The 24,772-nt window shown below is 42.4% G+C and carries 25 protein-coding genes; 13 read left to right on the forward strand and 12 right to left on the reverse strand.

Features of this window, described 5'->3' with window-relative positions; translation table 11 throughout:
- The first annotated feature begins 50 nt into the window (after positions 1-50).
- Genes ACF3OH_RS09915 through nadA form a run of 3 tightly spaced genes read left to right on the forward strand, consistent with a single transcriptional unit; the run spans position 51 to position 3,500 of the window.
- On the forward strand, positions 51-1,568 hold the full coding sequence (locus tag ACF3OH_RS09915; RefSeq protein ID WP_392454391.1) for an L-aspartate oxidase: 1,518 nt from the start codon (positions 51-53) through the stop codon (positions 1,566-1,568).
- On the forward strand, positions 1,549-2,400 hold the full coding sequence (nadC, locus tag ACF3OH_RS09920; RefSeq protein ID WP_392454393.1) for a carboxylating nicotinate-nucleotide diphosphorylase: 852 nt from the start codon (positions 1,549-1,551) through the stop codon (positions 2,398-2,400). Before ACF3OH_RS09915 ends, nadC begins: the two co-directional genes overlap by 20 nt.
- Positions 2,397-3,500, forward strand: coding sequence for a quinolinate synthase NadA (nadA, locus tag ACF3OH_RS09925; RefSeq protein WP_392454395.1), 1,104 nt, complete (start codon positions 2,397-2,399; stop codon positions 3,498-3,500). Before nadC ends, nadA begins: the two co-directional genes overlap by 4 nt.
- Before the next feature lie 129 nt (positions 3,501-3,629).
- Here the strand turns inward: nadA and ACF3OH_RS09930 are convergent, their stop codons facing one another.
- Positions 3,630-4,493 (reverse strand): DegV family protein, encoded by an 864-nt coding sequence (locus tag ACF3OH_RS09930; protein WP_392454397.1) that lies wholly within the window; start codon positions 4,491-4,493, stop codon positions 3,630-3,632.
- A 102-nt stretch (positions 4,494-4,595) separates the two neighbouring features.
- On the opposite strand from ACF3OH_RS09930, the gene ACF3OH_RS09935 reads away from it, so the two are divergent.
- From ACF3OH_RS09935 to ACF3OH_RS09960, 6 genes are all read left to right on the forward strand, one after another.
- On the forward strand, positions 4,596-6,200 hold the full coding sequence (locus ACF3OH_RS09935; protein WP_392454399.1) for an ATP-binding protein: 1,605 nt from the start codon (positions 4,596-4,598) through the stop codon (positions 6,198-6,200).
- Positions 6,184-6,861, forward strand: a complete 678-nt coding sequence (locus ACF3OH_RS09940; protein ID WP_204590569.1) for a response regulator — start codon at positions 6,184-6,186, stop codon at positions 6,859-6,861. The genes ACF3OH_RS09935 and ACF3OH_RS09940 overlap by 17 nt, the downstream gene beginning before the upstream one ends.
- Before the next feature lie 170 nt (positions 6,862-7,031).
- Positions 7,032-8,063 carry a tripartite tricarboxylate transporter substrate binding protein gene (locus ACF3OH_RS09945; RefSeq protein ID WP_094942552.1) on the forward strand — a complete coding sequence of 344 codons (1,032 nt, stop codon included), beginning with the start codon at positions 7,032-7,034 and terminating at the stop codon, positions 8,061-8,063.
- A gap of 55 nt (positions 8,064-8,118) precedes the next feature.
- Positions 8,119-8,574, forward strand: coding sequence for a tripartite tricarboxylate transporter TctB family protein (locus ACF3OH_RS09950; protein ID WP_392454401.1), 456 nt, complete (start codon positions 8,119-8,121; stop codon positions 8,572-8,574).
- Between the two features lie 14 nt (positions 8,575-8,588).
- The gene (locus ACF3OH_RS09955; protein WP_204590572.1) at positions 8,589-10,115 is read left to right on the forward strand and encodes a tripartite tricarboxylate transporter permease; all 1,527 of its coding nucleotides are present in this window, start codon (positions 8,589-8,591) and stop codon (positions 10,113-10,115) included.
- Between the two features lie 120 nt (positions 10,116-10,235).
- On the forward strand, positions 10,236-11,582 hold the full coding sequence (locus ACF3OH_RS09960) for a diguanylate cyclase domain-containing protein (protein WP_392454403.1): 1,347 nt from the start codon (positions 10,236-10,238) through the stop codon (positions 11,580-11,582).
- Here ACF3OH_RS09960 and ACF3OH_RS09965 read toward each other — a convergent pair.
- Complete coding sequence (locus ACF3OH_RS09965; RefSeq protein WP_392454405.1) at positions 11,506-11,832, reverse strand: DegV family protein; 327 nt, start codon at positions 11,830-11,832, stop codon at positions 11,506-11,508. The genes ACF3OH_RS09960 and ACF3OH_RS09965 overlap by 77 nt on opposite strands.
- A gap of 286 nt (positions 11,833-12,118) precedes the next feature.
- Positions 12,119-12,979: a DegV family protein gene (locus tag ACF3OH_RS09970; RefSeq protein WP_392454407.1), complete on the reverse strand. Its 861-nt coding sequence runs from the start codon at positions 12,977-12,979 to the stop codon at positions 12,119-12,121.
- Positions 12,980-13,187: 208 nt separating this feature from the next.
- Between ACF3OH_RS09970 and ACF3OH_RS09975 the strand changes: the two genes are divergently transcribed.
- Genes ACF3OH_RS09975 through ACF3OH_RS09985 form a run of 3 tightly spaced genes read left to right on the forward strand, consistent with a single transcriptional unit; the run spans position 13,188 to position 15,078 of the window.
- Positions 13,188-13,748: a hypothetical protein gene (locus tag ACF3OH_RS09975; protein ID WP_392454409.1), complete on the forward strand. Its 561-nt coding sequence runs from the start codon at positions 13,188-13,190 to the stop codon at positions 13,746-13,748.
- Positions 13,654-14,364 carry a diguanylate cyclase domain-containing protein gene (locus ACF3OH_RS09980; RefSeq protein WP_392456758.1) on the forward strand — a complete coding sequence of 237 codons (711 nt, stop codon included), beginning with the start codon at positions 13,654-13,656 and terminating at the stop codon, positions 14,362-14,364. Before ACF3OH_RS09975 ends, ACF3OH_RS09980 begins: the two co-directional genes overlap by 95 nt.
- Positions 14,365-14,376: 12 nt before the next feature.
- On the forward strand, positions 14,377-15,078 hold the full coding sequence (locus ACF3OH_RS09985; protein WP_392454411.1) for an EAL domain-containing protein: 702 nt from the start codon (positions 14,377-14,379) through the stop codon (positions 15,076-15,078).
- 39 nt (positions 15,079-15,117) lie between these two features.
- Here ACF3OH_RS09985 and ACF3OH_RS09990 read toward each other — a convergent pair whose 3' ends face one another.
- The 4 genes from ACF3OH_RS09990 to queF all read right to left on the reverse strand — a co-directional run bounded on the left by ACF3OH_RS09990 (position 15,118) and on the right by queF (position 18,320).
- Entirely contained in the window at positions 15,118-16,317 is a 1,200-nt protein-coding gene (locus tag ACF3OH_RS09990) for an MFS transporter (protein WP_392454413.1), read from the reverse strand.
- A gap of 62 nt (positions 16,318-16,379) precedes the next feature.
- Entirely contained in the window at positions 16,380-17,099 is a 720-nt protein-coding gene (locus ACF3OH_RS09995; RefSeq protein WP_392454415.1) for a class I SAM-dependent methyltransferase, read from the reverse strand.
- Positions 17,100-17,175: 76 nt separating this feature from the next.
- A complete protein-coding gene (locus ACF3OH_RS10000) occupies positions 17,176-17,808 on the reverse strand; it encodes a queuosine precursor transporter (RefSeq protein WP_392454417.1) in 633 nt (210 codons plus the stop codon).
- 11 nt (positions 17,809-17,819) lie between these two features.
- Positions 17,820-18,320 (reverse strand): preQ(1) synthase, encoded by a 501-nt coding sequence (queF, locus tag ACF3OH_RS10005; protein WP_204590579.1) that lies wholly within the window; start codon positions 18,318-18,320, stop codon positions 17,820-17,822.
- A gap of 310 nt (positions 18,321-18,630) precedes the next feature.
- On the opposite strand from queF, the gene ACF3OH_RS10010 reads away from it, so the two are divergent.
- Positions 18,631-19,719: a CapA family protein gene (locus ACF3OH_RS10010; RefSeq protein ID WP_392454419.1), complete on the forward strand. Its 1,089-nt coding sequence runs from the start codon at positions 18,631-18,633 to the stop codon at positions 19,717-19,719.
- A 75-nt stretch (positions 19,720-19,794) separates the two neighbouring features.
- Here the strand turns inward: ACF3OH_RS10010 and ACF3OH_RS10015 are convergent, their stop codons facing one another.
- Genes ACF3OH_RS10015 through ACF3OH_RS10035 form a run of 5 tightly spaced genes read right to left on the reverse strand, consistent with a single transcriptional unit; the run spans position 19,795 to position 24,741 of the window.
- Entirely contained in the window at positions 19,795-20,841 is a 1,047-nt protein-coding gene (locus ACF3OH_RS10015) for a hypothetical protein (protein WP_204590581.1), read from the reverse strand.
- 13 nt (positions 20,842-20,854) lie between these two features.
- The gene (gene menC, locus ACF3OH_RS10020; protein WP_392454421.1) at positions 20,855-21,967 is read right to left on the reverse strand and encodes an o-succinylbenzoate synthase; all 1,113 of its coding nucleotides are present in this window, start codon (positions 21,965-21,967) and stop codon (positions 20,855-20,857) included.
- Positions 21,964-22,761, reverse strand: a complete 798-nt coding sequence (locus ACF3OH_RS10025) for a GNAT family N-acetyltransferase (RefSeq protein WP_392454423.1) — start codon at positions 22,759-22,761, stop codon at positions 21,964-21,966. Before ACF3OH_RS10025 ends, menC begins: the two co-directional genes overlap by 4 nt.
- Entirely contained in the window at positions 22,758-23,879 is a 1,122-nt protein-coding gene (locus ACF3OH_RS10030) for an amidohydrolase (protein WP_392454425.1), read from the reverse strand. Before ACF3OH_RS10030 ends, ACF3OH_RS10025 begins: the two co-directional genes overlap by 4 nt.
- A gap of 4 nt (positions 23,880-23,883) precedes the next feature.
- Positions 23,884-24,741: a MurR/RpiR family transcriptional regulator gene (locus tag ACF3OH_RS10035; RefSeq protein WP_392454427.1), complete on the reverse strand. Its 858-nt coding sequence runs from the start codon at positions 24,739-24,741 to the stop codon at positions 23,884-23,886.
- Between the last annotated feature and the right edge of the window lie 31 nt (positions 24,742-24,772).

The following is a 24,772-nucleotide window of genomic DNA, read 5'->3' on the forward strand; positions in this document are numbered from 1 at the left end:
CCTGGGTTCATAATAGGTGTCAAGACACTTGTAAAGTAGGTGTAAATTTTATGGTTGATGTTTGTATAGTTGGTGGCGGTTTAGCGGGGCTTATGCTAGCAAAAAACCTTTCATCTACACTAAATGTTGTGATTATCTCGGATTCGTTTACGAAAGGAAATAGTTGGCTTGCGCAAGGTGGTATCGCCGCTCCGCTCGGCGAGAGTGATGCACCTTCTTTCCATCTTCAAGATACGCTTCTTGTCGGCTCAAAACATGTGGATGGTTTGGCTGCAAAGGAAATTATTGAAGACGGTGAACGTTTAGTCCGAAGTCTAGTTAATGATGGATTTCCAGTTGACCTCACTTCAGATGGAGATCTGGCGCTAGGTAAAGAAGCCGCGCATTCCCATCATCGAGTGCTTCATGCAGGAGGAGATCGGACCGGGAAGTTTTGGATGAAGAAAGCTACTACCGCTACACAGTCTGTTAAAAGAATGATAGCTTCGGCCCACTCACTTGTTATGGAAGATGGAACTTGCAAGGGTGTTCGCATCGTCACGGAGCAGCATCAAGTAAAAACTCTATACGCCACTACAGTTGTATTGGCTACCGGTGGAATCGGTGAACTTTTTGGAGTTACGTCGAATTCTTCCGCAGCTAAAGGTACGGGGTTATCACTTGCCTATCATGCAGGTGCTCGACTGACGGATTTAGAATTCATTCAATTTCACCCTACTATCGCAGTAGACAAGCAAGGAACTAAAGGATTGGTGACAGAAGCATTACGAGGAGCAGGCGCAATTTTTACTGATCAAGAAGGCACACCTCTTGCTATCAATCCCCTTGGACCTCGTGATGTGACTGCGCGCTTGATTGATTATCACTGGCGAAACCAACTTCCGGTTTTTCTAGATCGAACGCAGGTGGAGAAATTTTCGGAGCGCTTCCCAACTGCGAAGCAAGTTTTTAAAGACCAACAGCGCATAGCTGTTCGTCCAGGTGTCCACTTCCATATGGGAGGTATTCAAACGGATCTAGGTGGACGTACTAGTATTCCTGGACTGTACGCTTTGGGAGAAGTGGCTTGTACAGGTTTACATGGGGGCAATCGTTTAGCGAGCAATTCGCTGCTCGAGTGTATTGTGATGGGCTATAGAGTAGCTGAGGATATTCAATCAACTAGCGCACCCATGACTGGAATAAGAGAGAGCAAACTCCCAGAGCCACCCACAGAAATACGAAACAAAGATTTTTCTCAAGAGTCTTTAGTGCATTACTGTGGAATTTTGCGAGACGAATCAAGTGAGACATATGCCAACTCACTCCCACTTCAACAATGGGACTTAGCCAATGTGCCCGTTCACACCATTGATTTATTACATCGCTATACTACGAGCTCTTTACTTGCTCAGTCTATATCCTTGCGTAAAGAAAGTCGGGGCGCCCATTTTCGAATAGACTTCCCATCTACACAAGACGAATGGAACCACAAGGTTATTGTTCACGAAGGAAATCAGAAGTGGATTGAAACGAGAAATTCTAGTCAGTTGAAAGAGAGGGTCTACTATGAATCGATTCATCATTGAAGAAAGGCTACGCCAATTTTTTATTGAAGATATAGGAGAAGATGATCTATCTAGCCGTGTTTTTGACGGTGCACATCACTCTACTGCTTTTGTCCGTGCAAAAGAAGAGGGAATTGCCTGTGGATTGTTTATTTTTGAAATAGGATTTGGTCTGCTGGATCAAAACGTGAAGGTCACTCTACATAAAAAAGAGGGAGAACCCTTCCATAGTGGCGATAGTTTAGTAGAGCTAACTGGACCCACTCACTCCTTGTTGTCTGGGGAGCGTGTATTGTTGAATTTGGTGCAGCGCATGTGTTCAGTGGCAACCTTTACAAGTCACTGTGCAGAACAACTTGCCGGAACACCTGCGCAACTTGTTGATACTCGGAAAACGACTGCAGGGCTGCGTATATTTGAAAAGTATGCCGTCCGGGTTGGTGGTGGGAAAAATCATCGTAATGGTTTATACGATGCAGTCATGTTAAAAGATAACCATATTGCGGCTTGTGGATCGATTACACTTGCGGTGCAAAAAGCACGTCAATTCGTAGGTCCTCTTGTGAAAGTAGAAGTAGAGATAGAAACTAAGGAACAGTTGATAGAGGCAATTGAAGCAGAACCAGATGTTATTATGATTGACAATCAATCCCCTGAAACAATCAAACAGTGGGTACAACTCGTTCCAGAAACTATCTTAACAGAAGCATCCGGTGGAATTACTATTGAGACACTACGTGCATATGGCGAAACCGGTGTTGACTTGATTTCAATGGGCGCACTCACGCATAGCGTAAAACAACTGGATTTAAGTCTAAATGTCACTTCATCACATAAGGAGGTAATGAAATGAGTATTTTATCGCTTCTTACAGAGACCAGCTCACTCCCTGCGCAGTATACAACACTCTCTACTGAAGAATTAAATAAGCGCGCACGTGCTGCCCGTGAAAAGCTTCAAGATCGTGTCTATATTCTCGGGCACCATTATCAAAAAGATGAAGTCATTCAATTTGCTGATGCTACAGGTGATTCTTTGCAGTTATCGCAAATCGCTGCTGAGCAAACGGCTGAGACCATTATCTTCTGTGGCGTTCACTTCATGGCGGAGACGGCAGATATTTTAACGAATCCGGAACAGAACGTCATTTTGCCCGATATGCGAGCGGGTTGTTCCATGGCAGACATGGCGACATTCTCGCAAACAGAACGCGCTTGGGAAGAGTTACAAGATGTATTTGGCGATACGATTTTGCCTTTGACTTATGTCAATTCAACAGCGGCAATTAAATCGTTCGTTGGTAGTCACGGAGGTGCAACAGTTACTTCATCGAATGCGCATCAGATGGTCGAGTGGGCTTTCACCCAGAAACCACGCCTATTGTTCTTGCCTGATCAACACTTAGGACGTAACACTGCCTCTGATTTAGGCATTCCTCTTGAACAGATGGCCATTTGGGACCCGATCCGCAATCGCTTGGAACTAAACTGTGCCACAGAGGATGTTCGCGTCATCTTGTGGAAAGGGCATTGCTCCGTCCATATGAACTTTTTACCAAAGCACATTGAGAACCTCCGTCAAAATGATCCTACAAGAAGAATCTTAGTACACCCGGAGTGCACGCATGAAGTTGTAACGGCTTCTGACGACAACGGTTCGACAAGCTATATCATCCAGCAAATCCAAAAAGCTCCAGCTGGTTCTAAATGGGCAATCGGTACGGAGATGAATCTCGTGAACCGCTTGATTGCCGACAATCCACATCTCGACATTGTGTCACTGAATCCGTTTATGTGTCCGTGTCTGACGATGAACCGAATTGACTTGCCTCACTTAACGTGGGTATTAGAAGAATTGGTGGAAGGGCGTATAGTGAATCCTATTAAAGTGGATCAAGACACGCAACATAACGCCAAACTAGCACTGGAGCGAATGTGGCATCATCTTGGCTAATTGAAAAAACTCGCGTCCTTTTTGGGAACGCGAGTTTTTGTATTGTAGAAGAAACTCCGGAATATGCAGAAGAAAACCCTAAACTTGTCGAAGAACGACCGCTCAGTCCTCCCCCTACCTACCTCAACTTTACTTTTCCATAAAGAACAACGACAAACCGCCTGGTCCAACATGTGTTGCAACGGCCACGCCCATCTGCATAATATAAATATCGCCAGTAAATGTCGTTTCCGACCGCAATTTGTCTTGCAAATCAAGGGCTACTTGACGGTCCGTCGTATACCCTATTAACACGAAGTTTGTTTGCTCCGTGTCAATTCGCTTTGAAAACTCTTCGATATAATGTTTGAAAACACGGTTGCGTCCCCGTTCTTTGGCAACGACCGCACCTTTTCCATCTTTCATGGACATGATTGGCTTAATATTCAGCAGTTTGCCTATAACTGCGCTCGCTCCTGAGATCCGACCACTACGAATCAAATGACTCAGATCATCTACAGAAAGATAATGTTTCACTTTTGTTTTATGAGTCTCTACGAAGTGGACAATATCTTCAAATGAGTAGCCATTGTCTCTCATCTGAGCGCTCTTCATGAGCAACCAACCACTTCCATGGCTCATAGACTTAGAGTCTAGAATATGGATTTTCACATCCGATTCAGGATGCTCCTCTAAAAATTGTGATTTCCCTAATTCTCCAGATTGATACGAAGCGCTTGTTCCACTAGACATACAGATACATAAAATTTCTTTGTGTCCGTCATTTACTGCTTTTTGAAACACGTCAGCATACAGTCTTGGACTTGGTGCACCCGTAGACGCCTGCTCGCTTCCCGCTTGTAGTTTTTGAAAATAACTGTCTGTCGTAATATCAATCCGGTCTTGATAATCTGTTCCTTCTATGGTTACTGTTAAAGGGATAAGATCAATAGAATAAGATGTCAGCACATCTTGAGAAATATCACATGTAGAGTCAGCTAGTAATTTCATCATAGTTAGGTACCACCTTTTTTTGCAGTTCTAATCAGTGTAAGCGATTTCGTTAGTAGTTGTTAGTGACATCTGTCATGAATAATGAAGGAGTTATATTAAATTATGAAGAACACTACTTTACAGTTTCGAATCATGAAGTATATGCTTGCTCTCACCATCACTGTAGTTATCCTTGTTATTACAGCATCCTACTTCGTCATGGCCCATAGTGTGAAACAAGAAATTGGAGAACGCGCGTTAAATATTGCAGAAACCACAGCCCAACACCCAGACGTCATTCGAGCTTTGCAACTACCCGAATCCACCCCTGAAATTCAACAACTTGCTCTCGACATCCAACAAGAGGTCAAGGCCCAGTATGTCGTCATTGGAGATGAAAATGAGATCCGCTACGCGCATCCTATTACAGAGCGAATCGGCCAGAAGATGGTCGGTGAAGATAACGACAAGGCACTTCTAGAAGGGCAATCTTATATTTCTGAAGCCACTGGAACACTCGGTAGAGCTATACGAGGAAAAGCACCTGTTATTGATGACAAAGGGACCATCATCGGAGTAGTTTCCGTGGGGTTTTTACAAGACACGGTCTTTCAGACTAATCTTCAGTACGCCAAATATTTGGTCTTAATATTTGCGATTGCAGCTCTTGTAGCAATGGGAATTTCACAATTTTTGACTCGTCGCATCAAACATCAATTGCTTGATTATGAACCAGAAGAAATTGTGTCCTTGTTAACTCAGAGGAATGCTCTTCTTGCATCGATTCGAGAGGCCATCATCGTTACGGACACATCTGGCCAAATTGTCTTGAGTAATCCAGCGGCCGATGCCTTCTTTCCTGGAAAGACTTCGATTCAAGGTCTAGAAATCCAAGAAGTCATTCCTAATACAAGACTTCTCGATATTATGAAATCTGGACAAACGGAACTCGATAAAGTCATGGTGGTTGGTGGCAATGAGACACTGGTCAACCGAATTCCTATAGTACGAAACGGAGAAGTAACTGGAGCGATTGCTAGCTTCCGCAAAATAGAGGATATTGATACGATTGCAGAAGAACTTGCACAAACCAAGCAGTATTCAGAGTCTTTACGCGCACAGACACATGAACATCAAAACTTCTTGTATATGATTTCAGGATTACTCCAGCTTCAAGAATATGAGGAAGCAGTTGACCTTATCCACCAACAACAGACAGAAAATGCATCATTGATCACATTCATTTCTCGTCACATCCAAGAACCTTACATCAGTGCTATGGTAATTGGATTTTATAACCGTGCGAGAGAACTTAAGGTTGACTTAGAATTAGATGAAGACAGTGACTGCGGCGTGCTCCCTTCGTCAATTGAAAAGCATCTCCTCCTTCCGGTTATCAGTAACTTAGTATCCAATGCGTTTGAAGCGGTTGAAAAACTCCCTCTCAAAGACCGTAAAGTACGAATATATGTGAAAGATACAGAGAAAGAATTGGTTGTAGAGATAGAAGATTCAGGGGAAGGAATCGATGTAGCTAGACTTCCCGAACTATTAAAAGGGAAACAATCTACAAAAGATGCGAAGACACGTGGCTACGGCTTAGCGATTGTGCAGGAAAATGTAGCTTTATTAAACGCCACCCTCTCTTTAGAAAACGGAGATCTTGGTGGTGCACTATTTGTACTTGCCATTCCAAAGGAGGATGTACCTGATGACACGTCCCATTGAAGTGCTGATTGTGGAAGATGATCCACGAATTGCACGGATTCATGAAAAGTTTGTAGCTTCAGTCGATGGCTTTACTGCAGTAGGAATCGCTCACACTGTTGAAGAAGCGAAGATGTGGATGGATGAGTTGCAACCGCAACTCGTTTTAGTCGATGTTTATTTACCTGATGACCTAGGAACTCAGTTTGTAGATTATGTGAAGCAGTTGTACCCCTATACTGATGTAATTTTGATAACAGCTGCAACTGAAGTAGATGTAGTTCGCAAAGCTTACGCTGCTGGCATAGAAGATTATCTACTGAAACCCGTCACCATGCAGTCGTTCACCGATAGTTTAACCAGCTATAAAGAAAAAAAGCAGTTGCTAACCTCGACAACGGAATTTACGGAATCTCAAATCCGACAGTTGTTTAAGAAGACCTCACAACCCGATATGGAAGCCGCTCCTAAAGGTATTGATCGCCTGACTCGTGAAAAAGTGTCTAGCGTCATCTCAAAACATCCTGACGGCATTACGGCAGAACGATTAGGTGCGGAACTAGGCATGAGCCGCTCTACTGCAAGGCGCTATTTAGAGCACTTAGTGACTGAAAACACTCTTCTTGTCGAACAAGTCTATGGCTCTGTCGGCCGACCAGAACGTCGTTATTTCTTAAAATAGACCTCTCCCCTTTCCTTCCTCATGTGAAGGAGAGGGGTTTTTTCATGAACAAAATTGAACAAAATGCACAAAACGAAAAAAATGGAGAGTATGTTTCAAATATATTCAATTTTCTAAAAATCATTTACTCTTACCTAAAGCAAATGAAAGCGCTTTACAAAAAGGGGGAAATGACAATGAAACTTGGAAAAAAACTTGCAACACTAGCGGCGAGTGCCGCACTACTTGTCAGCTTAGCAGCCTGTTCAAATGGGGAGAACGCAGCTTCTGGCAAAGAACCAGCTGACTATCCTAAGAATAATTTAACAATTGTTGCGCCTTCTGGTGCAGGTGGCGGATGGGATCTAACAGCTCGTGCCATCAGTAAAGTCATGAACGAAACGAAACTGATCGATAAAGCCATCACAGTTGAAAACCAACCGGGTGGCGGAGGTGCCGTCTTCATGGCAACGTACGCTACAAAAGAAGCGGAAAACGACCACATGTTAATGGTGAAATCACCACCTATTTTAATCAACAACTTAAAAGCTGAAGGAAACAGCCCTTATGGCTATAAAGATACAACACCACTAGCTCAGTTAACTAAAGATTTCGGAGCCATCGTTGTAAAGGAAGATTCACCTTACGAGACATTGACTGACCTACTCGATGCTATTAAAGAAGATCCAACATCCATCACTTTAGCAGGTGGTTCTGCTCCAGGTTCTATGGACCATTTACTAACCATCTTACCTGCCTATGAATATGGCATTGATCCAAAATCTGCAAAGTATGTTTCTTATGATGGTGGCGGCGAAGCGATGGCAGCCCTACTTGGATCGAATGCAGATGCTATTGGGACAGATGTATCAACTGTCACTTCGTATGTGAAGAGCGGTGACGTTCGTGTCCTAGCTGTCACATCTCCTGAAAAATTGGATCTTGAAGGACTTGAAGATGTTCCAACACTTTATGACTTAGGAATTGATGCAGAATTCACAATCTGGCGTGGGTTGTTCGGACCGAAGAACATGTCGGAAACCGCTAAAGCCTATTGGGAAGAAAAACTGGATGAAATGGTGAAAAGCGAAGAATGGAAAGCCGAGCTTGAGCGCAACGGCTGGGCTGATGAATACCGTGCTGGAGAAGACTTCACTGCTTTCTTAGAAGAGCAAGAACAAGTCATCACTGAAATTTTAACAGCATTAGATATGCAGAAATAAGACACGGTGCGGGCATGAAAATGCTCGCACCCGTCATTTATGGAGGTATTACGCTATGACGCTACGTTTTGACCGAATAGCAAGCATCGTATTTTTTATCATCGGTGTTCTGTTCTTTACAGAAGCCCTTAAAATCTCGGACAGTGCTTACGGGTCTTCAGTTGGACCAAAAATCTTCCCTATGGGATTGGGTGCTTCACTCATAGTTTTAAGTACACTACTTATAGTTCAAAGTTTTAAAGCAAAATCTGTCAAAACAGCTGGAGACGAATCTGACTCTCCTCAATACAAACGTTTCTTGATCATTTTAGGGGCAGCCATTGGCTACGTCCTTTTATTAGAACCGCTTGGCTATGTAATCACAACATTTGTCTTTTTAGTTATTGCATTTCAAACGCTGGAGCGTGGTAAATGGCTCCCCTCTTTACTAATAGCAGCGGCTTTTTCAGGAATCATTTATTACGGCTATGTAAACATTTTAGGTGGATCTTTACCAGGATTCCCGATTTAGGACGGTGATACAAGATGGGAACAATTGATTATTTACTCAACGGATTTTTAGTTGCTTTTCAGTGGCACAATATTCTTTTTGCACTTCTCGGTGTAATAATCGGAACAGCTGTTGGCGTCCTCCCTGGTATTGGACCGATGAGTGGTGTGGCACTACTCATCCCTATCACAGCTACTCTAACATCTGGTCTACCAGTCGAAATGGCAGCTACAAGCTCGATCATTCTGCTTGCAGGTGTGTACTACGGAGCCATGTATGGAGGATCTACTACATCTATCTTACTAAATACACCCGGTGAATCGTCTTCTGTTGTGACAACATTAGATGGGTATCAGATGGCTCGCCAGGGGCGTGCTGGTGCAGCACTTGCGATTTCAGCTATTGGTTCATTCGTTGCTGGTATTGTGTCATTGATTGGACTGGTGCTTCTTGCACAGCCCCTTTCAAAAATCGCAATTGACTTTGGTCCAGCTGATTACTTTTCCCTGATGCTATTAGGTTTGGCTGCTGTAAGTGGACTCGCAGGGAAATCTGTGACGAAAGCTTTGATTATGACGGTGGTCGGTCTAATGCTTGGAACGATTGGAATCGATGCAGTCTCTGGTATCGCTCGTTTTACATACGACTCCCCTATCCTTTTTAGTGGAATTGAGTTCTTAACGATAGCTGTAGGGCTCTTTGCACTTGGTGAAGTATTTAAGACGATCTTTGAAAAAGAGACTCACGATGAACCTGTAGCTAAGATCACGCGAATTCTCCCAACAAAATCAGACTTGAAACAAAGTGCAGGACCAATCGGACGTTCTTCAATTTTAGGATTTTTCCTTGGTGTTCTCCCTGGCGCAGGAGCGACGCTCGCTTCCTTCTTCTCTTATATTTCCGAGAAGAAATTAAGTAAGGATCCGGACTCATTTGGTAAAGGAAATATCGCTGGAGTTGCCGGTCCAGAATCAGCCAACAATGCCGCTTCTGGCGGGGCCATGATTCCTCTCTTGACACTAGGGATTCCGGGTTCAGGTACAACAGCCATCTTGATGGGTGCATTCATTATGTACAACATTCAGCCAGGCCCATTGTTATTTGAAGAACACCCTCAAGTCGCTTGGGGCTTGATTGCAAGTATGTTCCTAGGGAACTTGATGCTATTGATCTTGAACATGCCGATGGTGCGAATTTTCGCGAAAATCATTGAAACACCGAAAAAGTATCTGTTACCTTTAATCATTGCGATTTCTGTATTCGGTGTCTATGCCGTACAGTACACTACGTTTGACCTGCTGCTACTTATTGGCTGTGGTGTCTTTGGTTACTTACTGGCGAAACATGATTATCCGCTAGCTCCATTAGTGCTTGCATTAGTACTAGGACCAATGATTGAAAACAATATGCGTCGTGCTTTGACAATTTCAAATGGAGATTTTAGTATCTTCATTACAAATCCGTTATCTTTAACTTTCTTGATTGTTACATTGCTATGGCTAGTAGTTCCATTGATCCTACGTATGCGAGGAAAAAACGTAATTATTAGCGAAGAAGCTTAATTTTTATCCAGTCACATTTTGTGACTGGATTTTTTTACATTTGTTTGAAAAAAACTCATGCTTGTAATTCGTGAATATGGTATCTTTATGATACGAATAATAATCGAAGGAGGGGCAAAAATGGGGCAAACGATTGCCGTATTGCATATTGATCGGTCCAAAAAGCTACTCAGTCCTCTCCTAGATCGGTCTTCACTATTTTCACACCTAACAGAAGATGAAGAATCTATCATTTGGGATAAAAGTAACACATCAGATTTCAGTCCGTTTCAACTTGTTCTTCACCATGGGTTATACGAAATTGTGATGGGTACTACACCGAGCGGAAACCATTTTGCTGTGTTTACGGCACACGAAGAAAAAGCTCTTCGTTCTTTATTTGAGATTGAATCTACAATGCGAAACCAACAGATGAAATTATTTGAGCTCGCGAAATCAAGAACAATCACTAAAGAATCGTTAAAAGAAACAATAGAGAGTGCTTGTGAGACCATCGCTCAATTAATTCAAGTGGAGCGAGTTGGTATTTGGTTATTCAATACCTCTCAATCGATTCTTGAAGCACAAAATATTTACGACGCGCGTTATGCGGAACATCTAGTCGGAGACAAAGTCGATGACATCCACTACCCTACTTATTTTGAAGCGGTTCAAAGTGCGCGGTCATTAGCTATTCATGATGTAGCGACGGACCCTAGAGTTGCCGAGATGTACCCATCTTACTTTGAAGGGATGGGGGGCATACGTTCTATGCTAGATGCACCCATCATGATGAGTTCTGGAATTGGCGGCGTTCTTTGCTGTGAATCGTTTACAAAACGAGTGTGGACCGAGCTTGATCAGACATTAGTCGGGACATTAGCAGATATGGTGGCGTTTTTGTATGAACGCATCTATCGAATAGAAGCAGAGGACCGTATTAAAGAGCTTGCTTTCGTAGATCAGATTACGGGGCTTCCCAATCAAAATGCTTTCCTCGAAACTGTTTCGAATCGCCTTTCCCGGACCCAGCATGGAACATTCATTTATCTTATCATCGATCAATTTGCCACCATTCAAGAAGTCCTCGGATTTGATGGAGGTGAAGAGGTGTTACGCGAGATTGCAAAACGCCTCGACAGACTATTTACTGAGCCAAACTGCGTGGCACGTCTAGCAATGGATCATTTTATTCTGTACCTGGAATTACCAGAACGCGCGCTATACGAAGATAAACTAATGGAAATCAAAAAGCCCCTTGTTATCAAGGGTCAAGAAGTTTACGTCAGCTACAGCTTTGGTCGTGCTGATTATCCAGTGCATGGTGAAACTGCACAACACTGTTTGCAGAGCGCCCAAATTGCACTCAGTCACGGCAAGAAAATGGGGTCGCAAAGTATCAGCTCCATTTTTATTCTCGGTGCCTGTCACCATTTACCAGCAGTTCCCATATGGTGCCTGTCACCCGAAACAACAACTTTCCAATAAGTGCACTCGCGCCTGAAATGCGCCCACTTCGAATCAAATGACTCAAGTCGTCCACTGATAAGAAATGCTTTACTTTAGTTTTATGTGATTCTACAAATGTCACGATGTCTTCAAAAGAATGACCTTCTTTTTCTAGCTCTGAACTTTTCATGACAAGCCAACCACTTCCATGACTCATCGATTTTGAATCGACCACGTGAATCTTTACTTCCGATTCAGGATTCTCTTTATTCTCGGTGCCTGTCACCATTTACCAGCAGTTCCCATATGGTGCCTGTCACCCATCCTGAGCGGTCGTTCATCGGATAAATGCTTGATTTATTCTACACTAACCACAATTTATTCTACCGAAAGTGACTTTTCTTCTACCGAAGTCATATTATGGAAACTATTTATTCTCGGTGCCTATTCTCGGTGCCTGTCACCATTTACCAGCAGTTCCCATATGGTGCCTGTCACCCGAAACAAGCCCCTCACTAACCGCAAAAAAAGACTGCAACGACTCAAAAAGAGTCATTGCAGTCCATTTTTATAATTTACTTCTCCATAAAGAACATCGAAAGCCCACCAGGACCTACATGCGTTGCGACCGCAACACCCATTTGCATAATATAAATATCGCCAGAGAACGTCGTTTCGGCTTGAATTTTTGTCTGTAAGTCAAGCGCTACTTGGCGATCCGTCGTATAGCCAATTAACAAAAATGTTGTGTTCGTAGAATCATTTCGTTTCGAAAACTCATCCACATAATGCTTCAGTACCCGATTTCGGCCACGCTCTTTTGCAACCACTGCACCTTTGCCTTGCTTCATTGACATGATTGGCTTAATGTTTAACAACTTTCCAATAAGTGCACTCGCGCCTGAAATGCGCCCACTTCGAATCAAATGACTCAAGTCGTCCACTGATAAGAAATGCTTTACTTTAGTTTTATGTGATTCTACAAATGTCACGATGTCCTCAAAAGAATGACCTTCTTTTTCTAGCTCTGAACTTTTCATGACAAGCCAACCACTTCCATGACTCATCGATTTTGAATCGACCACGTGGATCTTTACTTCCGATTCAGGATTCTCTTCAAAAAACTGAGTACGGCCGAGTTCACCAGATTGATACGAAGCACTCGTACCACTCGACATACAGATACATAGAATTTCTGAATATCCGTCTCGTATCGCTTTCTCAAAGAATTCGACATATAGCGATGGGCTCGGAGCACCTGTAGATGCTGCTTCGCTACCCGCTTGAAGCTTTTCAAAATATTGATCTGTTGTAATGTCTAATCGATCTTTATAATCCGTACCCTCTATCGTTACAGTTAAAGGAATAATATCAATCTCATAAGCTGTGATGACGTCTTGTGATAAATCACACGTCGAATCTGCCATTAATTTCATAAAAATAAGTTGCCACCTTTACGCATTTCCTATTAGTGTAAGCGATTTCGTGTTTCATTATTAGTGACAACTGTCATATAAACTTGATGTAGTTGTGAATTATTTGTGATTTTTAGCATTTAGTAAAGTTTCTAAACTATTCATACTGTCAAAAAACGTCGAACATGGTATCTTTATGATAATCACTTGAAACGGAGGAGGGGTATTCATGGGGCAAACCATTACAGTTATTCTTATCGACCCTAGCACCCTCGATTTTCATCCACTAATCGATACTACGAATATCATTTCATTACTTACCAAGGAACAAAAAGAACGGTTCATGGAAAAGCATAAAACAAATGAAAATTCATCGTTCACCTTTTCAATTCAAGAAATAGCCTATGAAGTAGAAATTACTAAAACACCCTCTGGGGATTTATTTGCGGTTCTTAAGTCTCTACAAGAGAAATCCTTAAAGTCTCTTCTTGAACTTGAATCGACAATGCGTGAACAACAAATGAAGTTGTTCGAACTCGCACAATCACGGACCATCACTAAAGAATCATTACGTGAGACTTTTGAGCATGCCTGTCAGACGATAGCAGAACTTATCCAAGTTGAGCGTGAGAGATGTACCCCCAATACTTCAAGGCCATGGGGGTATACAGTCCATGTTAGACGCCCCCATTATGATGAGTACGGGTATAGGCGGGGTGTTATGCTGCGAGACATTGTCGAAAAGGCATTGGTCAGAGTTAGATCAAACTTTAGTGGGCACACTTGCTGATATGGTTGCTTTTTTATATGAACGTATTTACCGCATCGAGACCGAAGAACGAATGAAACATCTAGCTTACGTAGACCAAACTACGGGACTCATGAATCAAAATGGCTTTGAACAGACGGTTGCTTCTATCCTTACAAATTCTGAAGATGGAAAGTTTATTTATTTAGTGATTGATCAGTTTGTGACTATTCAAGAAGTATTGGGATTTGATGGTGGCGATCAGGTGCTTCAACAGATTGCCGATCGATTGACTGCACTCTTCCCAAACCCGTCCTATGTAGCTAGATTAGCTATGGACCACTTTGTTCTATTTGTTCCGAGTTTCCTTGCTACGCCTATAGACGACCTCTTAATCCAATTAAAAAAGCCTTATATCATCAAAGGTCAAGAGGTATATGTATCGTACAGTTATGGAAGCGCGACCTATCCAATTCATGGAAGTAGCGTAAAAGAGTGTTTGCAAAATGCGCAAATTGTACTTAGCTATGGAAAAAAGTTAAGCACTCAAAGTATTTCCTCTTTATATAATCCATTTATGAAAGAGGCCAGCCAAATTCTGTTCGATACAGAATTTAACCTTCGAAAAGGGTTGGATATGCAACAGTTCAGTTTGTAATACCAACCGCAGGTGAATGCACGCACTGGAGAAGTTGAAGGCTTTGAAGCGTTAATACGTTGGCAGCATCCCGAAAAAGGAATTATCCCTCCTATCGACTTTATCCAGCATGCAGAATCGACCGGCCTTATCTTACCGATTGGTGAATGGATCATTGACCGCGCATTTTACCAACTAGAACAATGGAGAGACCAAGGAATTGACCAATGTAGCATTTCAATTAATGTTTCACCACGACATTTTTTACACGAACAACTGATTCCTCATTTAGAACTTTGTTTACTCAAATATAACGTGAAATCTTCTGACGTCATTATTGAGATAACAGAAAATGTTGCGATGGGCGATTATTTAGCTGCGCAAAGTCGGATAGCCGAACTCCATGCCCTAGGATTTAAAATTAGTATCGATGACTTTGGTACAGGAATTTCTGCGTTTATCTACTTGCAACATTTTACTATCGATGAGATCAAAATTGATCGGCAATTTATTTTAGATATCGAGAGCAATAAAAGAAGCTTAGGTATTGTGAAATCCATCCTAGACTTGGCGAACCTTTTAGACTTACGTGTTGTAGTCGAAGGAGTCGAAACAGAAAATCAACTGCATCTTCTTTCTCAGCTCGGATGTGAAACGATTCAAGGCTATCTATATAGTCGCCCATTAGATACCAACCAATTGAAAACTTGGTTACATGAAAGAAGCGCCCACTAGTTGTGAGCGCTTCTTTTACAAACTATTTATCAATACAAGTTATTTTCTATAATAAAGTATAAGTATAGGTAGTAGCAGTAAAGCCATACTCATACCTATAATACCAAGATGTGCATAGCTTGTGAGTCCTACTATAATTCCAGAGACTAGGCTCCCTAGCGTTCCAGCAATTGCCACAAGCACATCAATCGTCCCCTGATACTTTGCCCGCACCTCTATACTCGTCGAGTCGATGAGAAGGGATGTCCCAGCGATCAAGCCAAAGTTCCAACCAAGACCTAACAAAACGAGAGGAATTACCATCTCAACTAAACTGTCTCCAGCAGCTTGAAGTGTAAGAATTCCTGTTATCCCAAGTGTCACACTAGCTGCAATGATCATTGGAGAGCGGCCGATTTTGTCTACAAGCACTCCGGTAATGAGTGAAGGTAGATACATGGCGGCGACATGAAGACTGATGACAAGTCCGACCGCGCCTATCGCTGCTCCATGTCCTTCCATATGAATAGGTGTCATCGTCATAATAGCTACCATTACAAACTGCGTAATAACGAGAACTAGTGCTGCTAGAATAACGCCTTTTTTTGAAGTGACCTCTAGAAGGCTCGTAGCCGTTGGTTGTTGTGTTTTAGCAAGTTCTTTTGCAAGGAGAAATGGGTCTGGTTTTAAACCAATAAATAGAATCAAACCTGCAATGAAATATGCACTGGCCGCCAAAATAAACGGACCTGTTAATGTAGGAAGCGAGAGGGATTCTGCCACTCGTCCCATCGGTCCCACTAAATTTGGTCCTGCGACTGCACCTAGTGTAGTCGAAACAAGTGCAATACTTACAGCTTTTCCTCGTTGTGTCGGAAGTGCAAGGTCTGTTCCCGCATAACGTGCTTGAAGGTTTGTTGCTGTCCCAGCACCATATATAAATAATGCTACAAAAAATAAAGGGATCCATTCCAACGTCGTCCCAATGATAACGCCTATCGCCCCTAACGCTCCTAAGAAGAAACCGATACTAAGTCCAATGCGGCGTCCAATCTTTTGTGTCAGTCGTCCTATAGTAAAAGCGGTAGCGGCCGAACCCAGTGTAAAGAGCGCTGCTGGAACACCCGTCAGTGTCGTGAGCCCAAATAAATCCCTCGCAATCAAAGCTCCAACAGTTATTCCCGCTGCAAGTCCAGCTCCCCCAAATATTTGGGATAAGACTACTATCCATAAAGTCCTCTTGTAAATATTTTCTCTCATGTTTTTCTTTCCTATTCTGTACGAAGTAGTTTCTTATTTACCTTACACTAGTGATGCATTTGTTACGATAGTTTTTTCAAAAGAATGTGATAGAAGTAGGAAAAGAAAGTAGTATTGTTTTGTAGCGTGACTTCTTCTTCTAGCCAGTGATACGGCTCATCCAAATAGTCCATTACATAGCTAAGCCCTTTTACTTCTATTTCATATCTCTTTCCTAGTTGATTGCTCCAATGCAATAAATCTTCCAGAGGATAGAGTATGCGCAAATCTGAGCTTTTTTGAACTCTCTCTTTCACTTGTTCTACATGTAAATCATAGACCTTTCCTATATCTTCTAACTGTATATCAGCAGTTGGCGACAATGCCCGAAAATTTTCTTCGAGCGCTTTTGCAGCTGGATTTTCTGAAATGATGGAGAGTGTTCCTCTCTGATTTAGTTGATTGGCAAGCTTTTGTATGAGCTGTTGTGGATTTTGTGAATGTGCCAGCACATTATGACAACAAATTAAATCATAGAATTCTTCTAAAGCCAACTTTGACTGATCATGGTTGAGAATCTGATAGTGGATAGACAGATTTTGATTTGATGCCTCATAGCGACATTTTTGAATTTTTTTATAGTCTTTGTCAGTGCCCGTTATAGTTGCGCCCGGATAGGTTTTACTAAGTTGTCTTGTCAACCATCCTTCTCCACATCCGACATCTAAAATTTGAGGCTGCGTCTTTAAAGTAGGTAATTGATGGAGTAGTAAGTTTGCGTAATGATGGGGTATGTAGGTCATTTCTTCACCTCAGTGCATTTGTTTTGACTCCATCATAGCATGAAAAAAACTCCCCATTTTTTGGGGAGCTAAATACTTACGACACAGCAATGACTTTTTGTTGCTTTATACCTTTTCGTATCCCATACACCACTCCATAAACTAATGGCGTAGTAGCAATTGATGCAAAAAACTTTACCACATATTGTGTTGCAATCATTCCGACAAGAACTCCTACCGGAACCGTTCCTGCAAATGCAATCGTAATAAAAATAGTTGTGTCGAGTAATTGACTAGCCATTGTAGACGCATTGTTTCGAAGCCACAATTTCTTTGCACCATGACGCTTTTTCAGCTTATCAAACACATAGACATCCAAATTTGTACTGATGAAATATGAAATCAAACTAGCTACGATAATACGGATACTGCCACTTAAAATCTCCTCAAACGCTAACTGGCCTTCCCAAAACGATGCGGAGGGTAAGGCAATTGTGATGCCGATAAAAAGAATTGCAGCAAGTTGCGTGACGAGACCAGCGCGAACCGTCTGCTTAGCTTGTTCTTTCCCGTACACCTCGACAATGACATCAATAATTGGGTAGGTAAAGATATAGATCACGACGGCTGCAGGCAAAATCGCAAATTCTCCGATTGAAAACAATTTAACTGCCACAATGTTTGCAAGAATCAGCAGACCTACAAATAATCCATTTAGATAAAGTAACATGCCGCGACCTCCTACCGGTTATCCACTTTTTCAGGATAGAGATCGTGATTCATTAAACGGTGGAATGCCATCTCTTCATATTTTGTACCTGAGCGTCCGTAGTTGCACCATGGGTCAATCGAAATTCCACCGCGTGGTGTAAATTTTCCCCACACTTCAATGTATCGAGGGTTAAGAAGAGTGATTAAATCATTCATGATGATATTTACACAATCTTCATGGAAATCCCCATGATTACGGAAGCTGAATAGATACAATTTTAATGACTTACTCTCGACGATCTTTTGATCTGGAATATAAGAAATATACATTGTGGCAAAGTCTGGTTGACCTGTAATTGGGCAGAGACTAGTAAACTCCGGTGCATTGAATTTCACAAAGTAGTCCCGATTTGCGTGCAGACTGTCGACCGCCTCTAATACTTCTGGTGCGTAATCTTGTGGATACTTAGTACCTTGATTTCCGAGCAATGTAAGCTCCTCTAATCCTTGTTCGTGTGTTCGTCCTGACATAAAAAAATCCTCCTTGAAATGTACTTGTTCAAGAGAGGAAAAAATACGAATGCATACAAAAAGCCATGCCCGGAATGGACATGGCGAAGTGACATGTATCCATAGTTTTTTATAGAGGGTGTCCGCTATGAACCTCTCCTGCACAAGCAGGTGTATTTACTTTCTCAGTATATCAAAATTTCGATTAGTTTAGAATGTATTTTTTCAACTCTCTCATACTCATATTAAAAATTATTAGATATTTTTTCCTATACAGGGTACCTATTGTTTATTATGATTAAAGCAATGAAATGGAAGAGAGTTGATTACTATGAAGTGGTTCTCTTGGACTGCTTGGGCAAGTTTACTTATTATTCTATCTGTTATTGGCTATTCAGTTAGCTATCAAAAAGTTCAAGAGCTTTTACTGCCTGCCTTTTCTTATGAATTTTCCTTCAATCCCGTCGAACGATCTTCTTTCGAGTATGAACTTCCTACTCGTACAATAACCATTGGAATGGCTGGAGATGTCTTACTGCACAAAGATCTAAACAATTATGAAGATTACCGTCCATCCTTCAGTGGTGTCCGAGACATGACCCGTTCATTGGACTTCTTTTTAATCAATTTAGAGTCTCTAGCAGCTGGGGAAGCATATGAGCTGTCCGGCTATCCGAATTTTAATAGTACGGACACAATTGCTGATGGGTTAGTTGATCTCGGGTCCGACTTAATAATGGTCTCGAACAATCACACTCTTGATAAACGACCAGCCGGTTTGCGTCAATCGCTTGCGAATTTACAAGAGCGGGACTTACCCTATGTCGGAGCTTATACTTCTGCAGAAGACGCTGCGACTAAACGCATCTTTGAAGTCGATGCGCTTACAATCGGCGTTGTTTCCTATACATATGGGCTAAATGGACACATCGTGCCAGCCGACCAACCCTATCTTGTCAATCTGATTGATGTGGCAAAAATCCAGAGTGATATTCGTGACTTGGATACAGAAGTAGATCTTGTGATTGCACTCATGCACTGGGGAACTGAATACGAATTAGAGGAAAATGCGGAGCAAAACTACTTAGCGACGATTGCCCATCAAGCTGGAGCAGATATCATTTTTGGAGGACATCCGCATGTTCTACAACCTTATGAAGTAATGGAATCTGGCGATAAAAAAACACATATCTTCTATTCCCTTGGAAACTTCTTTAGTGGGCAGACAATTGAAAACACCAATTATGGCGGCGTTGCCGTTCTGTCTGTTGAAACAGATGGCGACGACATTCTAGCTATTGAGCCTTCTTTTTATCCAACAGAGGTGACATTTACTCCCGACCGTGTTGTTGTAAACCCTATGCCAGAGTCTCAAGCAAGCTTTTGGACAAATCATATCGGCGTACCCCTTTATGAGTAATTGAAAAGTTCCCAGGGAAGGTTTCAAAACGCGAATTTCCTTGCGTAGTGAAATCATCCCTAGGAACTTGATAAATTATTTCTTTCGTTCTCGAACCCATGCGACGATAATGGTAGCCATGAGGGCAAAGCCTAGGTAACCAACTGTTGAATAGACTTTACTCACAAGAGTCGTAAATCCAACTAAACTTGCTACGTAGCCTGCTATACCCACGAATACAATCACATACTTGAATGATTTATGGTCCGGCTGAATAAATCGAACTGTGAACGAATAAAACATCCCGACTGCTGTATTGTAAATCATGGCAAGTAAAGCGATTGCCATCAAAATCCCCACTACTGGATGAATCTGCGTTGCAAGTTCAAGTGTCGGCAAATCAACACCAGCGATTGTGTCCACTTTCACAAACAAAGTTACATTCACTAAGATGATCATCAGTCCAAGTAATGCCCCACCTAATGCACCACCAATTCCTGCTACACGACGATCTTTTTCCGCCCCACCCATCACAATCAAGAGTGCAGCCCCGCAAGCGATATTATACGAAACGTAAAGCAATGCCCCAAGGAACCAGTTCCCTGCTGCTGAAGATTGTTCTACAGCAATTGCATTTGCTTCAGCAATCGATAAATCCATCGTTACTAGTGAATACCCAAGAATGACTAAAATCACTAGCAATAAATACGGCGTGATAGAGGCAATGACATTTAAAATGCTTTTAAGATTCAGTAATAGAGTTAGAATTGTTAAAACGACCATGATGATGCTTCCAATGCGAGCATCTAACCCGAAGACTTGTTCAAATGTAGAACCTGCCCCTGCAAACATAACCACGGCTACACCGAACAAGAAGAATGTAATGAGTACATCCAGTGCAAGTCCTAAATAACGGCCACCTATGTGATAAATAACTCCTTTATGTGAAGTAGTTTGTAATTGAGATCCAAGCTGCGCAAGTGTCATCCCGAGAAATGCAAACAGTGCTGTCGCTACAACTCCTCCTGCTATCCCCCATATACCAAAACTCGTAAAATACTGTAGGATTTCTTGACCAGAAGCAAATCCCGCTCCCACAATTAATCCGACGAACGCGCCAGCCATCTGTAAACTTCGTTTCATAAAACTACCTCCGTCAGTCTAAGTTGTAAGTTTTTTTCATCACAGTGTAGTCTTCTACTGCTTTATAGTCTAGTTTATAGCCAATACCTGCCGATGTTGGTACGTGAATAACGCCTTTATCTACTACCACCTCAGGCTCGATGATATCTTTCACCCAGTAGCGAGAAGATCCTGCTGTATCACCAGGCAATATGAAATTTGGAAGAGTCGTGAGCGCGACATTATGGGCACGGCCAATTCCTGCTTCTAGCATACCCCCACACCACACCGGAACGCCTTGATTCATACAGTAATCATGAATTTGTTTTGCGACTGTCAATCCGCCTACACGACCGATTTTTATATTAATAATTTTTGTTGCACCTAATTCCACTGCTTTACGAGCGTCTTCAAGAGAATGAATACTTTCGTCAAGGCAGATTGGTGTCGACAGTTCTTTTTGTAACGTTGCATGGTCGATAATATCATCTGATGCAAGTGGTTGTTCAATCATCGTCAAATTGAATTCATCTAATTGCTTAAGAAGTGCAGTATCTTCTAAACGGTAGGCTGAATTTGCGTCTGCCATAATCGCAACATCTGGAAACTCGTTGCGGAGCGTACGCATCACGTCAACGTCCCAGCCCGGCTTGATTTTCACTTTGATGCGTTTATAGCCTTCTTCAACGTACCCACGAACTACTTCTACGAGCTCTTCCACTGAATTTTGGATGCCAATGCTAATCCCAACATCGATTTGAGTTTTTGTACCACCAAGTGCAGCTGCAAGTGATTGATTCGATTGCTGCGCATAGATGTCCCAAACCGCACCTTCAATTGTCGACTTCGCCATATTGTTTTTGCGTATGGCTGAAAATACTTCCGTCACTTCATCCGGATGATTCAATTCTTTTCCTAGAATAAGCGGAATGAGGAAGTCTTCAAGCATATGCCAATTCGTTTTAAACGTTTCTTCGTTGTACCAAGGGGACGAAAACGCAACGGATTCTCCGTAACCAACTGTTCCTTTTTCATCTATTGCTTCTAATAGAATGAAATCCTTCGTTTGAAAGGTGCCAAAACTAGTCGAAAATGGACTTTTCATTTCCATTTGTAAGTGGCGTAATGTGACTTCAACAATTTTCATAATGCGGTTCCTCCATAATAAACTTCTGATTTTTTTACAAATATGTAGGAATGCCAGTCCCTATCCTGCTTTAGTTCTATTGCACAGTAATCGTTTGCTACTAACTCTTGAAACAGTTTTCGAGAATCTAGCCTCCACTGGATGGCCAGTTTCGGATCCTGTTTTTTTAGCGCTTGAAAATCTTTAGGAATCGGCATTGTATAACTTTGTGCAGAACCGATTTTTCGTATATTCGTCAAGAGAGGCATCTCATTCAGCCATACGATATCCGCTAAACTTTCAGGTTCAGGGAAGTCGATCTCACTTCGAGAAGCTGTAGTTGGCCAGTGTACTTCAAAACGATCAGAAGGAAGACCTGCGTTTAGACCGTCTGTCATCTCCCCATAACAATTCTCTAAATACTTAAAAGATACCGCTCCAAGCTTGGTCAAATTCAAATACCCATTCCTGGCTTCAAGCGGATCATAGGTCCATACCATGTGAGTAAAGCCACGTTTAGCAGCAAATGTTTGTTGATGATACTTCAGCGCTTCTCCAACTTTTTTGGATTGGTAGTCAGGGTGAACACCAAGCATATGCGAGCATAAATAGGCTTTTCCGTCCGAGAACCCTGCAAATCCGTAACTAAACCCAATTAAGTTTTCTCTATCAAAAGCACCGACGATGACTCCTCCGTGTTTGATAGCTGTCATCGTCTGATGGAGTGGAATAGGTTCCATGTCCCATATGATTCGTTCGAGGGCTTGCATGCCTTCCAAATCTTCACGAGATTGTAACTCGCGGTACTGTATCATGGAGACCCCTCCTCACATCTCTCTACTGCTAGTTTCGCTGCCGAGGCTAAGATACGTGCACCTTGCTCTAAATAAGTTGTATTGAATGTCATTTCCGGATGATGAAGTCCAGGTGTCACGCCACAACCCAGCCCGAGCATCGTTGTTTTAAGTTCAGGTTTGTGGAAGGAAAAGTAATGAAAATCTTCTCCACCGGGTGAAATAATCTCTGGCCCACAATGTGACTCTCCTACGGTTTCAATGATTGCGTCTTGTAGTAAGCTTGCTGCTTCTTTATTCACTTGCGCAGCTACTATCTTGGCGCCTTCATGGTAGTCAATGGAGACTTTATAAAACGTCTCGACAGATGCAATCGCACGCTCCAACCCTTCGATTAGCAAGTCCATCGTATCGTTTTCTTGCGCTCGGCAATCTAAAGAGAATGTGGCTTTACCAGGAATGATATTCGCCGCAGTCCCACCTGCCTGGAGATGTGTCATTTTAATCGAACCTGAACGCCCAGGTTGAATCCAAATCCGTTTCAGTGCATCAATAAGAGCAGCCGCCGCTTCAATTGCATTGATTCCTTGCTCGGGTCTTGCCCCGTGTGCTTCAATACCAGTAATCGTTCCTCGAATCATACGAGCCGCTCCGTGATGAAGTGCGGGACTATGCACCCCTTCTGGAAGTTCAATGAGGGGGCGGACGTGAACTCCAAATAAGTACTGCAGGGGATCAATAACACCCTGGTCTAAAAGTGCGAGCGCTCCATTCCCTTTTTCTTCTGCCGGCTGAAACAAGATTCGAACCGCTCCAGTCAAATTTGCTTCGCTTAAGAGAGCTGCAGCCCCAAGCCCCATTGTCATATGTCCATCGTGGCCACATGAATGGTTCGCTTTAAACTCACCCTCTACTTCTTGCCACAAAGCATCGATATCTGTCCGAATACCAACACGTGGCGTCCCTTTTCCGATATCTACATATAAGCCTGTCATGTCCTTAAAGCGTTTTGGTGATAGTCCCAATGCTTCAAGTTCTTGCACCAAATAATTCGTAGTTTCATGTTCTTCCCAACTGACTTCAGGATGCGCATGTAGGTGGTCAAAGTGATGCGCAAGCGTAGTTTTTAATTTAGACATTTCATCAGCTCCATCTATTTTGTAAATAGTTCACGTGCAATTTCTCATAAATCTTCTGTTGTTCTTCATAATACGGCAAATCTTGTTTCGTCATACCTGCCACCAGCGTATTGAGGAATGCCATTAGAGCTGGAAGCAAGTCGATTGTGGAATGATTCGGTGATTGCAACACAAACGGATAATCCGCTAGACGAATGGCCGGGGCAACGGAGGAATCGGTAATGGCAAGAACTTCTGCACCAAGAGATTTTAGTTGCTCCGTCACTTGAATCGCCTCTTTGTAGTATCGGTGAAGTGAGATCAGTACAATCAGGCAGTCTTCATTTATTTCACGATACAGCTTGAATAATGAAGTTGTATCTTTCGTTGCGACTTGAACATTCGGTCGCAGGATGGAGAGCGTAAACCCGAGCCACTGTGCCGCAATATAGGATGCCCCTTCCCCAATAATCACAACGCGTTTTGTTGTATGTAATTTTTTGGTTGCTTCATCAAAAAGTTGACCATCGATTCGAGAGGCGATGTCGGTAATTTGTTGGCTTATTGCGCCCATGATCACCGATGCGTACTGTTCTTCGTCTGTATAGGATTCTTTAGATGCTATGTAGGTCCCAAGAGAACTGGTCTGAACAACCGTTGATGTAATAGTTGATTGAAGCTCTGTATAACCAGAGAGACCAAGTGCGTAGCAGAAACGAATCACAGTTGTCTCCGATGTCTCCGCATGTTTTCCCAGTTCTGCAGCTGAATGCATAAGAACAAGCGTAGGAGAATCTAAAATCAGTTTGGCGACGCGCTGTTGAGATTTTGAAAGGGAAGGAAAGACGTGTTCAATTTTTGTTTTTAAAGTGTCTTCTGCCACACGAAGCTCTCCCTTCTCTTTTGTATTTTTG

Origin of the sequence: Chryseomicrobium aureum (assembly GCF_043182735.1) — a bacterium.
GTDB classification, from domain to species: Bacteria; Bacillota; Bacilli; order Bacillales_A; family Planococcaceae; genus Chryseomicrobium; species Chryseomicrobium aureum.

Bases quoted from the DNA above. Each gene is read 5' to 3' on its own strand.
- nadC (WP_392454393.1), top strand. From the start codon at position 1,549: ATGAATCGATTCATCATTGAAGAAAGGCTACGCCAATTTTTTATTGAA.
- ACF3OH_RS09930 (WP_392454397.1), bottom strand. From the start codon at position 4,493: ATGATGAAATTACTAGCTGACTCTACATGTGATATTTCTCAAGATGTG.
- ACF3OH_RS09950 (WP_392454401.1), top strand. From the start codon at position 8,119: ATGACGCTACGTTTTGACCGAATAGCAAGCATCGTATTTTTTATCATC.
- ACF3OH_RS09945 (WP_094942552.1), top strand. From the start codon at position 7,032: ATGACAATGAAACTTGGAAAAAAACTTGCAACACTAGCGGCGAGTGCC.
- menC (WP_392454421.1), bottom strand. From the start codon at position 21,967: ATGAAAATTGTTGAAGTCACATTACGCCACTTACAAATGGAAATGAAA.
- ACF3OH_RS10000 (WP_392454417.1), bottom strand. From the start codon at position 17,808: ATGTTACTTTATCTAAATGGATTATTTGTAGGTCTGCTGATTCTTGCA.
- ACF3OH_RS09970 (WP_392454407.1), bottom strand. From the start codon at position 12,979: ATGAAATTAATGGCAGATTCGACGTGTGATTTATCACAAGACGTCATC.
- ACF3OH_RS10010 (WP_392454419.1), top strand. From the start codon at position 18,631: ATGAAGTGGTTCTCTTGGACTGCTTGGGCAAGTTTACTTATTATTCTA.
- ACF3OH_RS09960 (WP_392454403.1), top strand. From the start codon at position 10,236: ATGGGGCAAACGATTGCCGTATTGCATATTGATCGGTCCAAAAAGCTA.
- ACF3OH_RS10015 (WP_204590581.1), bottom strand. From the start codon at position 20,841: ATGAAACGAAGTTTACAGATGGCTGGCGCGTTCGTCGGATTAATTGTG.
- queF (WP_204590579.1), bottom strand. From the start codon at position 18,320: ATGTCAGGACGAACACACGAACAAGGATTAGAGGAGCTTACATTGCTC.
- ACF3OH_RS09915 (WP_392454391.1), top strand. From the start codon at position 51: ATGGTTGATGTTTGTATAGTTGGTGGCGGTTTAGCGGGGCTTATGCTA.
- ACF3OH_RS09980 (WP_392456758.1), top strand. From the start codon at position 13,654: ATGAGTACGGGTATAGGCGGGGTGTTATGCTGCGAGACATTGTCGAAA.
- ACF3OH_RS09965 (WP_392454405.1), bottom strand. From the start codon at position 11,832: ATGGTGACAGGCACCGAGAATAAAGAGAATCCTGAATCGGAAGTAAAG.
- ACF3OH_RS09995 (WP_392454415.1), bottom strand. From the start codon at position 17,099: ATGACCTACATACCCCATCATTACGCAAACTTACTACTCCATCAATTA.
- ACF3OH_RS10030 (WP_392454425.1), bottom strand. From the start codon at position 23,879: ATGTCTAAATTAAAAACTACGCTTGCGCATCACTTTGACCACCTACAT.
- ACF3OH_RS09955 (WP_204590572.1), top strand. From the start codon at position 8,589: ATGGGAACAATTGATTATTTACTCAACGGATTTTTAGTTGCTTTTCAG.
- ACF3OH_RS09940 (WP_204590569.1), top strand. From the start codon at position 6,184: ATGACACGTCCCATTGAAGTGCTGATTGTGGAAGATGATCCACGAATT.
- ACF3OH_RS09935 (WP_392454399.1), top strand. From the start codon at position 4,596: ATGAAGAACACTACTTTACAGTTTCGAATCATGAAGTATATGCTTGCT.
- ACF3OH_RS09990 (WP_392454413.1), bottom strand. From the start codon at position 16,317: ATGAGAGAAAATATTTACAAGAGGACTTTATGGATAGTAGTCTTATCC.
- ACF3OH_RS10025 (WP_392454423.1), bottom strand. From the start codon at position 22,761: ATGATACAGTACCGCGAGTTACAATCTCGTGAAGATTTGGAAGGCATG.
- nadA (WP_392454395.1), top strand. From the start codon at position 2,397: ATGAGTATTTTATCGCTTCTTACAGAGACCAGCTCACTCCCTGCGCAG.
- ACF3OH_RS09975 (WP_392454409.1), top strand. From the start codon at position 13,188: ATGGGGCAAACCATTACAGTTATTCTTATCGACCCTAGCACCCTCGAT.